General features: G+C 65.3%; 11 protein-coding genes. 8 read left to right on the forward strand and 3 right to left on the reverse strand.

Going from position 1 to position 13,366, the window contains the following annotated elements:
* Positions 1-6: 6 nt before the first annotated feature.
* From infB to RBB39_RS01825, 8 genes are all read left to right on the forward strand, one after another.
* Positions 7-2,544 carry a translation initiation factor IF-2 gene (infB, locus tag RBB39_RS01790; protein ID WP_045992267.1) on the forward strand — a complete coding sequence of 846 codons (2,538 nt, stop codon included), beginning with the start codon at positions 7-9 and terminating at the stop codon, positions 2,542-2,544.
* Positions 2,545-2,565: 21 nt separating this feature from the next.
* Entirely contained in the window at positions 2,566-2,982 is a 417-nt protein-coding gene (gene rbfA / locus RBB39_RS01795; protein ID WP_045992266.1) for a 30S ribosome-binding factor RbfA, read from the forward strand.
* Positions 2,982-3,935 (forward strand): tRNA pseudouridine(55) synthase TruB, encoded by a 954-nt coding sequence (truB, locus tag RBB39_RS01800; RefSeq protein ID WP_045992265.1) that lies wholly within the window; start codon positions 2,982-2,984, stop codon positions 3,933-3,935. Before rbfA ends, truB begins: the two co-directional genes overlap by 1 nt.
* A 90-nt stretch (positions 3,936-4,025) precedes the next feature.
* Positions 4,026-4,295 (forward strand): 30S ribosomal protein S15, encoded by a 270-nt coding sequence (gene rpsO, locus RBB39_RS01805; RefSeq protein WP_045992264.1) that lies wholly within the window; start codon positions 4,026-4,028, stop codon positions 4,293-4,295.
* A 225-nt stretch (positions 4,296-4,520) separates the two neighbouring features.
* The gene (pnp, locus tag RBB39_RS01810; RefSeq protein ID WP_306168676.1) at positions 4,521-6,653 is read left to right on the forward strand and encodes a polyribonucleotide nucleotidyltransferase; all 2,133 of its coding nucleotides are present in this window, start codon (positions 4,521-4,523) and stop codon (positions 6,651-6,653) included.
* A gap of 109 nt (positions 6,654-6,762) precedes the next feature.
* On the forward strand, positions 6,763-7,995 hold the full coding sequence (locus RBB39_RS01815) for an MFS transporter (protein ID WP_045992262.1): 1,233 nt from the start codon (positions 6,763-6,765) through the stop codon (positions 7,993-7,995).
* A 115-nt stretch (positions 7,996-8,110) separates the two neighbouring features.
* Complete coding sequence (locus RBB39_RS01820) at positions 8,111-8,413, forward strand: hypothetical protein (protein WP_222516164.1); 303 nt, start codon at positions 8,111-8,113, stop codon at positions 8,411-8,413.
* Positions 8,406-9,947: a sodium:solute symporter gene (locus RBB39_RS01825; protein WP_222516163.1), complete on the forward strand. Its 1,542-nt coding sequence runs from the start codon at positions 8,406-8,408 to the stop codon at positions 9,945-9,947. The genes RBB39_RS01820 and RBB39_RS01825 overlap by 8 nt, the downstream gene beginning before the upstream one ends.
* 170 nt (positions 9,948-10,117) lie before the next feature.
* Here the strand turns inward: RBB39_RS01825 and RBB39_RS01830 are convergent, their stop codons facing one another.
* From RBB39_RS01830 to RBB39_RS01840, 3 genes are all read right to left on the reverse strand, one after another.
* Positions 10,118-11,293, reverse strand: a complete 1,176-nt coding sequence (locus RBB39_RS01830) for an acetyl-CoA C-acetyltransferase (RefSeq protein WP_108450007.1) — start codon at positions 11,291-11,293, stop codon at positions 10,118-10,120.
* Between the two features lie 241 nt (positions 11,294-11,534).
* A complete protein-coding gene (locus RBB39_RS01835; protein WP_306168677.1) occupies positions 11,535-12,242 on the reverse strand; it encodes an HAD family phosphatase in 708 nt (235 codons plus the stop codon).
* A gap of 26 nt (positions 12,243-12,268) precedes the next feature.
* Positions 12,269-13,246 (reverse strand): D-glycerate dehydrogenase, encoded by a 978-nt coding sequence (locus tag RBB39_RS01840; RefSeq protein WP_222516162.1) that lies wholly within the window; start codon positions 13,244-13,246, stop codon positions 12,269-12,271.
* Positions 13,247-13,366: the final 120 nt, after the last annotated feature.

Consider the following 13,366-nt stretch of genomic DNA (forward strand, 5'->3'; position numbering starts at 1 on the left):
GTCGTAATGTCAGAGATGACCGTTAAGGATTTTGCAGCGAAGGTGGGGCGTGAAGTGCCCCGTCTGCTGGAACAGATGAAAGAAGCCGGACTCGAGCACAAGTCGGAAGCCGACGCCGTGTCCGAGGAAGACAAGCGCAAGCTGTTGGACTTTCTGACCAAGAGCCATGGCGGTGGCAGCGGTGTGGGCGCGGCTGCGCGCAATCGCATCACCCTGACCCGCAAGACGCGCAGCAAGATCAAGACCAGCGAGCGCGGCAAGACCATCGAGGTCCAGGTCCGCAAGAAGCGCACCTACGTCAAGCGTGACGAGGCCCAGGAAGAAGCCCCGGCGCCGGTCGAGGACCACGGTCCGCGTCAGCTGGTCGGCGACATGGCCGATTCCCGTGCACGTCGCGAGGCTCAGGAGGCCGAAGAAGCCAAGCAGCGCGCCGAGCAGAAGGCGAGCCAGGACGCCGAGCAGGCCGCCAAGGCCAAGCGCGAGGCCGAAGAGGCCGCCGTCGTGCCCGACATTCCGGTGCCCGAGCTCGACACCTCTGCCCCGGCTGGCGACGAGCCGCCGGCGCCGCCCAAGGAAGGTCGTGGCGACGTGCGTCGTGCCGCCGTCAAGAAGGCCGCCGCCAAGACCGGCAAGAAAGGCCGTGGCGAGCGTGACGACGACGATCGCAGCGACCGCGAAGAGCGTCGTCGTGGCGGTGGCAAGAAGGCCAAGCGCGCCGAGCGTCGTGGCAGCCGTCGTGGCGGCAGCCAGGGCAACGGCAAGCATGGCTTCCAGAAGCCGACCCAGCCGATCGTGCGTGAAGTCTCGATCCCCGAGTCCATCTCGGTGGCCGAACTGGCCGACAAGATGTCGATCAAGGCCAACGAGGTCATCAAGGCCATGTTCACCATGGGCGCCGCGGTGACCATCAACCAGACCATCGACCAGGACACTGCGGCTATCGTGGTGGAAGAAATGGGCCACACGCCCAAGCTGGTCAAGGACGATGCCCTCGAGACCGAAGTGCTCGAAGCCATCTCCTACGAGGGCGAGGAAATCACCCGCTCTCCGGTGGTCACGGTCATGGGTCACGTCGACCACGGCAAGACCTCGCTGCTCGACTATATTCGTCGTGCCAAGGTGGCCACCGGTGAAGCCGGCGGTATCACCCAGCACATCGGTGCCTATCACGTCGAGGACGACAGCGACGGTGTGACCTTCCTCGACACCCCTGGTCACGCGGCGTTTACCGCCATGCGTGCCCGTGGTGCCAAGGCCACCGACGTGGTCATCCTGGTGGTGGCGGCCGACGACGGTGTCATGCCCCAGACCATCGAGGCGGTAGAGCACTCCAAGGCTGCCGAAGTGCCGATGGTGGTCGCGGTCAACAAGATCGACAAGCCGGAAGCCGATCCCGACCGGGTCAAGAATGAGCTGTCCCAGCACGGCGTGATCTCCGAGGAGTGGGGTGGCGACACCCAGTTCGTCCACGTCTCCGCCAAGTCTGGCGAAGGCATCGAGGAACTGCTGGAAGCCGTTCACCTGGTCTCCGAGGTGCTCGAGCTCAAGGCGGTCCCGAGCGCGCCCGGCAAGGGTGTGGTGGTCGAGTCTCGCCTCGACAAGGGTCGCGGCCCGGTGGCCACCGTGCTGGTCCAGAACGGTACCCTGAAGAAGGGCGACATCGTACTGGCCGGTCTGCACTACGGCCGTGTGCGTGCCCTGACCAACGAACTCGGCAAGCAGGTCGACGCCGTGGGTCCCGCCATGCCGGTGGAGATCCAGGGTCTCGATGGCACCCCGGAAGCCGGTGACGACTTCATGGTCGTGGCCGACGAGAAGAAGGCGCGTGAAGTCGCCAACTTCCGCCAGGGCAAGTACCGCGAGATTCGCCTGGCACGCCAGCAGAAGGCCAAGCTGGAGAACATGTTCTCCCAGATGGGCCAGAGCGAGGCCGCCAAGGTCAACATCGTGCTCAAGGCCGACGTCCAGGGTTCCCTGGAAGCGATCAAGGGCGCCCTCGAGGAGCTGTCCACCGACGAGGTGCAGGTGTCCGTGGTGTCCTCCGGCGTTGGCGGTATCACCGGTACCGATGCCAACCTGGCGCTGGCCAGTGAGGCCATCGTGGTCGGCTTCAACGTGCGTGCCGATGCGGCCGCCCGCGAGATCATCGAGCGTGAAGGTCTGGAGCTGCGCTACTACAGCGTCATCTACCACCTGATCGACGAGGTCAAGCAGGCCATGAGCGGCATGCTCGAGCCCGAGTGGAAGGAAGAGATCGTCGGTATTGCCGAGGTCCGTGACGTCTTCCGCGCGCCCAAGATCGGTGCCGTGGCTGGCTGCATGGTGGTCGAGGGTACGGTCTTCCGTAACAAGAAGATCCGCGTGCTGCGCGACAACGTGGTCATCTACGAAGGCGAGCTCGAGTCGCTGCGCCGCTTCAAGGACGACGTCCAGGAAGTGCGCAACGGCATGGAGTGTGGCATCGGGGTGAAGAACTACAACGATGTCCAGGTCAACGACAAGATCGAGGTCTTTGACCAGGTCAAGGTCGAGCGCACGCTGTAAGCGTTCGAGGAGTCGTCATCCATGCGCGAATTCAAGCGTACCGACCGAGTGGCCGACCAGCTCCAGAAGGAGCTGGCGGTCCTGATCCAGCGCGAGGTCAAGGACCCGCGCCTGGGGATGGTCACCGTGAGCGGGGTCGAGGTCAGTCGTGACCTCGGCTACGCCGATGTCCACATCACCCTGCTGGGTGAGCAGGACCCGGAACGGATCAAGGAAAACCTCAAGGTGCTCAAGCGCGCCGGCGGTTTCCTGCGTAGCCAGGTGGCGCGTCGCATCAAACTACGTCACGTGCCGGAACTGCGCTTTCACTATGACGAAAGCGTGGTGCGTGGTCAGCACCTGTCATCGCTGATCGAAGAGGCGGTGGCCAGCGATCGCTCTCGCCACCCCGAGGGGGATGACGAGAACGACAGCGGCGAGGACGGGGCCAAGGACTGATGGCCCGTCGTCGTCGAGGACTGCCGATCGATGGTGTACTGCTGCTGGACAAGCCCAAGGGCATGTCCAGCAACTTTGCACTGCAGCGGGCGAGGCGCCTGTACCAGGCCCAGAAGGCCGGTCATACCGGTACCCTGGACCCCATGGCGACAGGGCTTCTGCCGGTGCTGTTCGGCGAGGCTACCAAGTTTTCCAACCAGCTGCTCGAGGCCGACAAGGTGTACCGCACCCGGGTCGAGCTCGGGCAGAGCACCGATACCGGTGACGCCGAAGGCGAGGTCATCGCCGAGGCGCCGGTGCCGGCGCTGGTGCGCAGCGACGTCGCGTCGGTAGTGGCGGATTTCATCGGCGAGCAGGATCAACTGCCGCCGATGTATTCCGCGCTCAAGCACCAGGGGCGCAAGCTCTACGAACTGGCGCGAGAGGGCAAAAGCGTAGATCGTGCAACCCGGCGGATAAGGGTGTATGATGCTCGGCTACTTTCCGCCAGCCTCGAGGGCGAGTCCCCAGGATTCGACCTGGAGGTCCGGGTCAGCAAAGGCACCTATGTGCGTACGCTGGCCGAGGACATGGCCAAGGCGCTGGGTTGCGAAGGGCATATCTCGCAGCTCAGACGGCTGAAGACCGGCCCCTTCGATGCCGATGGCATGGTCGATTTCGACACGCTCGAGGCCCAGGACGACGGCCAGCGCCAGGCGCGCCTGGCACCGATCGACAGTCTGCTTCAACACCTCCCGGCTCATCGCCTCAGTGAGGCAGGTGTCCAGGCCCTGCGCTTTGGACGCCCGGCACGCGGTGAGCTCGAGGGCGGCGATTCGGCCATGGCCGAGGAGTCGTTGTATCGCCTCTATCAGGGTGAGTCCTTTATCGGTCTCGGTCTGGTCGAGCCTACCGGGGATATCGTGCCCCGGCGCCTTCTGAGCACGTTCGTCGCGGGCTCAGGGCAAGACTGACCCCCTCAAGGGGTTGCGGCAGCTGGAGACTGCAAATATGCGTGGTCTCCGACATTCATCATTCAGGCATATTGCTTACTGGAGAGACAGATGGCACTTACCGCCGAACAGAAGGCCGAAATCGTCAACGAATACGGCCGTGGTGACAGCGACACCGGTTCCCCCGAGGTTCAGGTGGCCCTGCTCAGCGCCAACATCAACGGCCTGCAGGATCACTTCAAGACCAACAAGCAGGATCACCACTCCCGTCGTGGCCTGATCCGCATGGTCAACCAGCGCCGCAAGCTGCTTGACTACCTCAAGCGCAAGGACTTCGAGCGCTATCAGTCCCTGATCCAGCGTCTGGGTCTGCGTCGCTAAGACGCAAGCGCGACAAGGCTTCCTTCGGGAAGCGGCGTCAGATAACGGGCAGCCCCACGGGGCTGCCCGTTGTCGTTGGTGGTACAGCGTTGTGCGCGGTCGCGGCAGGCAGCGGCGGCCACTTGAAACTCCCTTGACCTTTGTGGTGGCCCTCACGGGCTTGACCCCCTAAAATAGTCGCCGAGTCAAAAACGACCCAAACATCGAAAAGTAAAGGAAGTCGCCGTGAATCCGGTCAAGAAGACGTTTCAGTACGGTCGCAGCACCGTCACCCTGGAAACCGGGCGCATCGCCCGCCAGGCCACCGGTGCCGTGATGGTCACCATGGACGACACCGTGGTGCTGTGCACCGTGGTGGCCAGAAAGGAGGCCAACCCGAGCCAGCCTTTCTTCCCGTTGTCTGTCCACTACCAGGAAAAGACCTACGCGGTCGGCAAGATTCCCGGCGGCTTCTTCAAGCGTGAAGGGCGTCCCACCGAGAAGGAAACCCTCACCTCGCGACTGATCGACCGTCCGATCCGTCCGCTGTTCCCCAAGGGCTTCATGAACGAAGTCCAGGTCATCTGTACCGTGCTGTCCACCGATCGCAACCACGATCCGGACATCGCCGCGATGATCGGCACCTCGGCGGCGCTGGCGATTTCCGGCGTGCCCTTCAATGGTCCCATCGGCGCCGCTCGTGTGGGCTTCAATGAAGAGCGTGGCTACTTCCTCAACCCGACCGTCGAGGAGCTCGGCGGCTCCGAGCTGAACATGGTCGTGGCCGGTACCGAGAAGGCCGTGCTGATGGTCGAGTCCGAGGCCGAAGAGCTGCTCGAGGACGAGATGCTGGGCGCCGTGCTGTTCGGCCACCAGGAAATGCAGACCGTCATCCAGGCGATCAACGAGCTGACCGCCGAGGCCGGCAAGGCCAAGTGGGAGTGGCAGCCCGCCGCCGAGAACACCGCGCTCAAGGAAGCCCTGGCCCAGGGCTTCGAAGCCAAGGTCGGCGAAGCCTACCGCATCACCGACAAGATGCAGCGCCAGGATGCCCTGTCCGCACTCAAGACCGAGGCCGTCGAGAAGCTGGCCGGTGAAGAAGACGGCAAGTTCGAGGCCTCCGAGGTCGAAGGCGCCTTCGCCGGTCTCGAGAAGCGCGTGGTACGTGCCCGCGTGATCAAGGGCGAGCCGCGTATCGACGGCCGTGACCACAAGACCGTGCGTCCGCTGGCCATCGAGGCCGGCACCCTGCCCAAGACCCACGGCAGCGCCATCTTCACCCGTGGCGAGACCCAGGCGGTGGTCGTCGCGACCTTGGGCACCCTGCGTGACTCCCAGCTGATCGAGTCGCTGGAAGGTGAGCGCAAGGACCGCTTCCTGCTGCACTACAACTTCCCTCCGTACTCGGTGGGCGAGGCTGGCTTCATGGGCGGTCCCAAGCGTCGCGAGATCGGCCACGGTCGTCTGGCCCGTCGTGGTGTCCAGGCCATGCTGCCGGCGGAAGAGGACTTCCCCTACACCATTCGCGTGGTCTCCGAGATCACCGAGTCCAACGGCTCCAGCTCCATGGCCTCTGTCTGCGGCACCTCGCTGGCACTGATGGACGCCGGCGTGCCGATCAAGGCACCGGTAGCGGGTATCGCCATGGGCCTGGTCAAGGACGCTGACGGCTACGCCGTGCTGACCGACATCCTCGGCGACGAGGATCACCTCGGCGACATGGACTTCAAGGTGGCCGGCAGCGCCGAGGGTGTCACCGCCCTGCAGATGGACATCAAGATCGAGGGTATCGATGAGCAGATCATGGAAACGGCCCTGAACCAGGCCCATGAGGCGCGCATCAGCATCCTCGAGCAGATGAACACCGTGATCGCCGAAAGCCGTGCCGAGGTCTCCGACAACGCGCCCTCCATGGCCACCATCAAGATCGACCCGGACAAGATCCGCGACGTCATCGGCAAGGGTGGCGCCACCATCCGCAAGATCTGCGACGACACCGGCGCCTCCATCGATCTGGACGACGACGGCACCGTGCGCATCTACGCCGAGGACAAGAAGGCCGCCAAGAAGGCCATCGATACCGTGCTGGCGATCACCGCCGAGGCGGAAATCGGCAAGCTGTACCGTGGCAAGGTGGTGCGTATCGCCGACTTCGGCGCCTTCGTCAACATCATGCCGGGTACCGACGGCCTGGTGCACATCTCCCAGATCGTGCCCGAGCGCGTCAATGACGTGCGTGACTACCTCAATGAGGGTGACGAGATCGTGGTCAAGGTGCTCGACATCGACAACCGCAATCGCGTCAAGCTGACGATCAAGGAAATGACCGAAGAAGAGAAGGCTGCCTTCGAAGCCGAGGAAGCCGAAACCGAGATCTGATCGCACTCGGTGTCTGACGCCCCCGTCGCTGACGCCACGGGGGCGTTTTTGTGTGTGTCCCGCTGATCTCGGCCTGTCGGCGCGATCACCGGGCGGTAATGAGATGGACATGACGCAACTCGATTCCTCTTCGGCCGCGCCCGCCAAGGCCACCACCCGTCGCCGCGACTGGTGGGCCGTGGTCAGTGTGATGGCCGGCATCTTTCTGCTGGTGACCGCCGAGCAGCTCCCCATCGGGCTGTTGTCCCAGCTCGCTTCCTCGCTGGACGTCAGCGAGGGCAAGGCGGGTTTGATGATCACCGTGCCCGGCGTCGTGGCGGCGTTCGCCGCGCCGCTGTTGCCGGTGGCGGTGGGGCGCCTCGATCGCCGCTACCTGCTGACCGGGCTGATGGCCTTGATGGCCCTGGCCAGTGTCCTCGGTGCATTGATGGACAGCTTTGGCTGGCTGCTGGCCACCCGGGTGCTGATCGGCTGCTGCATCGGTGGCTTCTGGGCCATCGCCGGCGGACTCGCCGGCAGACTGGTGGCGCTCGAGCAGGTGCCGCGGGCGATGTCGCTGATCTTCAGCGGTGTCGCTGCTGCCACGGTGCTGGGGGTGCCGGCGGGGACCTGGCTGGGCGATGTCAGTGACTGGCGCACCGCCTTCGCCGCCCTCGGCGGCCTGAGTGTGGTGGTGTGCATCGGCCTGTGGCACCTGTTGCCGAGCCTGCCCGCCCGCAAGCCGGTACGGCTGGCGAGTCTTGGTGGCCAGCTCAGGGTGCCCGGCGTGTGCATCGGCGCCCTGGCGACCGCGCTTATCGTGGTCGGCCATTTTGGCGCCTACACCTTCGTCAGCCCGATCCTGCAGCGTCTTGGCGGGGTAGCGCTGGGCGATGTCTCTCGCCTGCTGCTGCTGTTTGGCGCGGCGGGGCTCGCCGGCAACTTCATTGCCGGTAGCCTCGCCGGTGGCCGGCCCTACCTCACGGTGCTGCTGATACCCTTGGTGCTGGCGGCCACGACCCTGGCCTTTCCCTGGCTGGGTACCCGCCCGTTCAGCGCCACGGTGTTGCTGATGCTGTGGGGGCTGGTGTTCGGCGGTATCTCGGTCAGCCTGCAGACCTGGATCCTGCGCTCGGCCACCAATCCCGAGGCCGCCACCGCCATGATGGCCTTCGTGTTCAACCTGTCGATCGGCCTCGGCGCCTTGTCCGGCGGCCAGGTGGTGGATGCGCTCGGACTGTCGGCGGTGCTGCTGGCGGCGGGAGGGCTGTTCGTGGCAGCGGCGCTGCTGATCGCAGTGACCCCTGCGCGGGTGGTCAGCCGGCAGGAAACCAGGCCGCCCGGGTCGACGCCGCGGACTTGATCCCGGGCATGACGCAGGGCGTCAGCCCTTATGGCGAGTCGTGGCAGAGGGTAACCTCGGCTCGCTTTCGTTCTTGTTGTTTGATGATGGACTTACCGTGAGTCGAGGAGCCTCGATGTCTTCTTCCCTTGTTGTGCCAGCGAGCCTGCGTGGCTGGCTGGTGCTGGTGGCGGCCGTCGCCGTCTTTGCTGCGGGTATCTGGCCCGTGATCACGCTGGTCAATCAGGCGCGGCTGGTGCTGGGCCTGCCGGCGCTGGTGGCCTGGAGCTACCTGATCCTGGTCGGCTGTACGCTGACGATGCTGCTGGGCAATCGTCTGCTCCATCGGGGTCAGGACGAAGCCGGCGAGCAAGCTGGCAATGGCGAAAAAGGCGCAAGGATCGGAAAAGTGGGAGAGGGCGAGGTCGACGATGAGTGAGTGGTTGCCGCTGAGTCTGACCCTTGGCTACGTCCTGCTGGCCCTGGTCATCGGCCTGGGCGGTCGCGCCGGGCGCTCGTCGAACGCGCTGGAGGAGTGGGGCGTGGCCGGGCGCAGCATGGGCCCGGTCACACTGTATCTGTTGATCGCCGCCGGCAGCGTCAGTGCCTACACCTTCATGGGGGCGCCGGGCTGGGCCTACGCCAAGGGCGTGCCGGTGTTCTACGTGGTGGTCTACCTGGGCTATCTGGCACTGGTGGCCTGGTACTTCGGCCCCCGGGTGTGGGCTTTCGGTGCCCACTTCGGCCATGTTACCCAGGCCAGTGCCATCGCCGATCGTTACCAGAGTCCGGGGCTCGGTGCGCTGGCGGCGCTGGTGATGGCGATCGGCTCGCTGGCCTACGCGGTGCTGCAGACCATCGGCTCGGCCTACATCCTCAATGTGATGAGTGGTGGGCGCATCCCGATCTGGCTGGGGGTGGTGATCGTGCTGGGCGCTATTGCGGTCTATCTCACCCTGCGCGGACAGCGGGCCATCGGTCGTACCAACGTCTTCCAGGGCATATTGATGTTCGCGGTGGCCTGGTCCGTCGGTCTGTGGGCCACCCACAGCGCCACCGGTCAGTGGGGATTTGACGAGGTGTACCGTCAGGCCCTCGCCGAGCGCCCGGCGTTTCTGACCCTTCCCGGCGCCGGTGGCGACATGAGCTTTGCCTTCTGGACCACCTCGATCATCGTCTCGATGCTGTCGTTCATGCCGCCGGTGTGGACCCAGTGGATGAGCGCTACCTCGGCGCGCACCCTACGGCTCTCTGCCACCTGGCTGCCCAGCTACTATCTGGTGATCCTGCCGCTGGTCACGGTGGGCTTTATCGGCGTCTTCGCCCTGCCGGGGCTCGAGCGTGCCGATACCGTGGTGCTCGAGTACGCCATGGCCAACTTGCCAGTGCTGCTGGTAGGGCTGCTCGGCGCCGGCACCCTGGCCGCCTCGATGTCCTCGTCCGAGCCCTTTATCCACTCGGTGGCGCTGAGCCTCAGCCGCGACGTGATAGGGCCCTGGGCCGGCTTCAGCGATGAGCGTGCCGGGCGCTGGGCCAAGCGCTTGATCGTGCCCTTGATGGCGTTGGTGATCGCGCCGCTGGCGATCGCCGAGCCGGGGAGCCTGGTGATGATCCTGCTGATCGGTCTCGGCTTCGCCTCCCAGGTGCTGCCAGCCTTCATCGGCATGTTCTTCTGGCCCCGGGCCAACGCTCGCGGCGTGACCGCCGGCATCCTGGCGGGCTTTGTGGTGACGGTGGCCTGCATCACCCTGTGGCCGCATCCGCTGGGCATCCATGCCGGCTTCTGGGGGCTGTTGGTCAACCTGCCGGTGTTCGTCGTGACGAGCCTTGCAAGCGCCCCCACCGATGAATCAGTGGTCGAGCGCTTCTTCCGTCTGGCGGCGCCGGCCTGGTCGCAGAAGCGGTGGGGAGCCCACCGGGAAGAGCGTCATGGCCGAGCGACAAGAGGAAGGGCGGTAGACAACGGGGTGTGATCCCTGGCGCCCGAGGCGACAGCGAGCGCGTCATGGGGGGGCGCTCAACGTGGCATGAAAAAGGCCCCTGCTGGGCAGGGGCCTATCTGGGCAGTGCTTACTTCGCAAGTGCTTGATTGACGAGGGCCTGTCGGTCAGCGCCCTCTGGCGTCGAGGCGTCGAGGCGCCGATCAGCGCTCGATGGCGAGCGCCACGCCCTGACCGCCACCGATACACAGGGTAGCAAGGCCCTTCTTGGCGTCGCGGGCGATCATCTCGTGGACCAGGGTCACCAGCACGCGGCAGCCGGAGGCGCCGATCGGGTGGCCAAGGGCGATGGCACCGCCGTTGACGTTGATCTTGTCGGTATCCCAGCCGAGTTCCTTGTTGACCGAGATGGCCTGGGCGGCGAAGGCCTCGTTGGCCTCGACCAGATCCAGCTCATCGATGCTCCAGCCGGCCTTCTCGAGGCAGCGGCGGGTGGCCGGGGCCGGGCCGATGCCCATGATCGCCGGGTCGACGCCGGCGTTGGAGTAGGCCTTGATGCGTGCCAGCGGCTCCAGGCCGAGCTCCTTGGCCTTGTCGGCGGAACACAGCATGACCACGGCGGCGCCATCGTTGAGCGAGGAGGCGTTGCCGGCGGTCACGCTGCCGTCCTTCTTGAACGCCGGACGCATGGTGCCGAGTTTTTCTGCGGACACTTCGCGCGGGTTCTCGTCGGTGTCGAAGACCACCGGGTCGCCCTTGCGCTGGGGAATCTCGATCGGCACGATCTGGCCCTTGAAGCGGCCTTCCTTGATCGCGGCGGCGGCCTTCTGCTGGGAGGCGGCGGCGAAGGTGTCCATCTCCTCGCGGGTGACACCGTACTTCTCGCCGAGGTTCTCGGCGGTGATGCCCATATGGTAGTTGTTGAAGGCGTCCCACAGGCCGTCATGGACCATGGTATCGATGGCCTTCCAGTCACCCATGCGCTGGCCGTTGCGTGAATTGGGCAGCACGTGCGGGGAAGCCGACATGTTTTCCTGACCGCCGGCGATGATCACCTCGGCGTCGCCGAGCATGATCGCCTGGGCGCCCAGATGCAGGGCCTTGAGGCCGGAGCCACAGACCTTGTTGATGGTCATGGCGGGCACGGCGTCGGGCAGGCCTGCCTTGATGGACGCCTGACGGGCGGGGTTCTGGCCGACACCTGCGGTCAGCACCTGCCCCAGCAGGACCTCGTCGACCTGTTCCGGCTTGACGCCGGTCTGTGCCAGCACGTCCTTGATCACGGCGGCGCCAAGGTCGCTGGCGGGAATGCCGGCGAGGGAGCCACCGAAGGCGCCAACGGCGGTACGGCGTGCAGCAACGATCACCACTTCTTGCATGGAGTGTCTCCTGACTTTAAGGGGCTGTCCCGTCAGCATAGGGAGCCTTGTGCAACGCGGCAATCCCTGTATGCCCGGTTTCGACGGGGGACTTTAGTATAGCGATCAAGATCAATTCGCGAGCCGTTATGGTCAATCGCGCATAGAGCACCGACGATCGCTAAAGTAGCAAAGAGTGGCGAAAAGACCACCGGTTGGCCTGGGGGGGCCTGGACGAGTGTCTCGCAGCGCCCTGGCCCGGTCACTCGGTGGCGGCGACGCCCCGCTGGTGGCCTCGCCGCTCCAGGTTCAAGCGCTCGATGGCTGTCACCAGTTCGCTGGCGTGGGTGATGGCGATGGCGCCCTCCGGGGTGTGCTCCTCGTCGGGAAAGTGGTTGATGTGGATGACCTGCATGCCGGCCTTGAGTCCGGCTTCCACCCCTACCGCAGCGTCGTCGATCACCACGCAGTTCTCCGGTTCGGCGCCCATGCCTTCGGCGGCGGCGAGATACAACCCGGGGTCCGGCTTCCACACCTGCAACTCGTAGGCGCTGTAGAGATTGTCGCCGAAGTGCGGCGCCAGTCCACTGGTTGCCATGGCCAGGCGGATCTTGGCCAGCGGGCCGTTGGAGGCCACCGCCTTGGGGTGGCCGGAAAGCACTGCAAGGGCTTCCGGGATGCCCGGAACCGGGGTCAGCTCGGCCTTCATGCGCGCGGCCATATTGTCCCGCAGGCGATCCTCCATGACGTCGCGCCGGGCGTCATCGAGGGCGCCGAAGCGTTGCTCGAGTTCGAGCACGATGTCGAGAAAGCGCACGCCGCGAAACTCCTCCATGTACTGCTCGGGCGTGAACGGCAGGCCGAAGTCGGGGAAGGTCTCGGCCATGGCCCGGGCGAGCAGCGGCTCGCTGTCGACCAGGGTGCCGTCGGAGTCGAACAGCAGGCAGAGGGGGGCGGTGGTGTCGGACATGGATACCTCGCGGGAAGAGGGGGGAATCAGCGCTTCAGCACTTCGTCATTGACCGGGCTCAGCGGGCGTTCACCCTGGAGCGCCAGGCGGATATTGTCCACCGCGCGCTGGGCCATGGCGGTACGCGTCTCGTGGGTGGCCGAGCCGATATGGGGCAGGGCGACCACATTGGCCATGTGCGGCAGCGGTGAGTCTGCGGGCAGCGGCTCCTGCTCGTAGACGTCGAGGCCGGCGGCGTGCAGGGTGCCGTCTTGCAGCGCCGCGATCATGGCGGCTTCGTCTACCACCTTGCCACGGGCCAGGTTGACGAAGATGGCGCCGGGCTTCATGCGCTGGAACTCGGCGGCGCCGAAGAGCTTTTCGGTCTCGCGGGAGAGCGGCACCGTGACGCAGACGAAATCGGCCTGCTCGAGCAGCTCTTCCAGCTCGCGTCGCTGGGCGCCGAGTTCTCGCTCGAGCTCAGGCTTGGGTGAGGCCTTGGTATAGAGGATCTTCATGCCGAAGCCCAGGGCGCCGCGGCGGGCGATGGCGGCGCCGATACGGCCCATACCGACCATGCCCAGAGTCTTGCCGTGGACGTCGCTGCCATAGAGCGGCTTGCCGATGCTTTCCTTCCAGTTGCCCTGCTTGACCAGCTCGGCCAGTTCGACGGCCCGCCGAGCGGTGCTCATGATCAGCAGAAAGCCCGTATCGGCGGTGGTCTCGGTCAAGACGTCAGGGGTGTTGCACAACAGGATGCCGCGGCGGGTCAGCTCGTCGACGGGATAGTTGTCGTAGCCCACCGAGATGCTGGCGATAGCCTCGAGGTTCGGCGCCCTGTCGAGCAGCGAAGAGGTGATCTTGAGGCTTGAACCAACCAGGCCATGAGCCCGTGACAGGGCGTCGACAAAGGCCGGGTCCTCGGTATGCGAGACGCCCGGCAGGTAGTCCACGTGGAACTCCTCGCGCAGGGCGTCGAGCTGCTCTTGGTTGATCTCGCGAAATACCAGGATGCGTTTGGTCATGGGGAGCTCTTGTTGGTGTAGCTGTCGTTGTATCTGTCGTTGTCGCTATTGTCGTAACGAGAATGGACCTTTGTCGCACAACAGGGGGGAGTCTGTCTTGTTGACCTGCCCAGGGAGGTG

It is taken from the genome of Halomonas sp. MMSF_3323 (assembly GCF_030733595.1).
GTDB lineage: Bacteria > Pseudomonadota > Gammaproteobacteria > Pseudomonadales > Halomonadaceae > Halomonas > Halomonas litopenaei.

What these genes read in the sequence shown, in the direction of transcription:
- infB (WP_045992267.1), top strand. Translation starts at nt 7, where the DNA reads ATGTCAGAGATGACCGTTAAGGATTTTGCAGCGAAGGTGGGGCGTGAA.
- rbfA (WP_045992266.1), top strand. Translation starts at nt 2,566, where the DNA reads ATGCGCGAATTCAAGCGTACCGACCGAGTGGCCGACCAGCTCCAGAAG.
- truB (WP_045992265.1), top strand. Translation starts at nt 2,982, where the DNA reads ATGGCCCGTCGTCGTCGAGGACTGCCGATCGATGGTGTACTGCTGCTG.
- rpsO (WP_045992264.1), top strand. Translation starts at nt 4,026, where the DNA reads ATGGCACTTACCGCCGAACAGAAGGCCGAAATCGTCAACGAATACGGC.
- RBB39_RS01815 (WP_045992262.1), top strand. Translation starts at nt 6,763, where the DNA reads ATGACGCAACTCGATTCCTCTTCGGCCGCGCCCGCCAAGGCCACCACC.
- RBB39_RS01820 (WP_222516164.1), top strand. Translation starts at nt 8,111, where the DNA reads ATGTCTTCTTCCCTTGTTGTGCCAGCGAGCCTGCGTGGCTGGCTGGTG.
- RBB39_RS01825 (WP_222516163.1), top strand. Translation starts at nt 8,406, where the DNA reads ATGAGTGAGTGGTTGCCGCTGAGTCTGACCCTTGGCTACGTCCTGCTG.
- RBB39_RS01830 (WP_108450007.1), bottom strand. Translation starts at nt 11,293, where the DNA reads ATGCAAGAAGTGGTGATCGTTGCTGCACGCCGTACCGCCGTTGGCGCC.
- RBB39_RS01835 (WP_306168677.1), bottom strand. Translation starts at nt 12,242, where the DNA reads ATGTCCGACACCACCGCCCCCCTCTGCCTGCTGTTCGACTCCGACGGC.
- RBB39_RS01840 (WP_222516162.1), bottom strand. Translation starts at nt 13,246, where the DNA reads ATGACCAAACGCATCCTGGTATTTCGCGAGATCAACCAAGAGCAGCTC.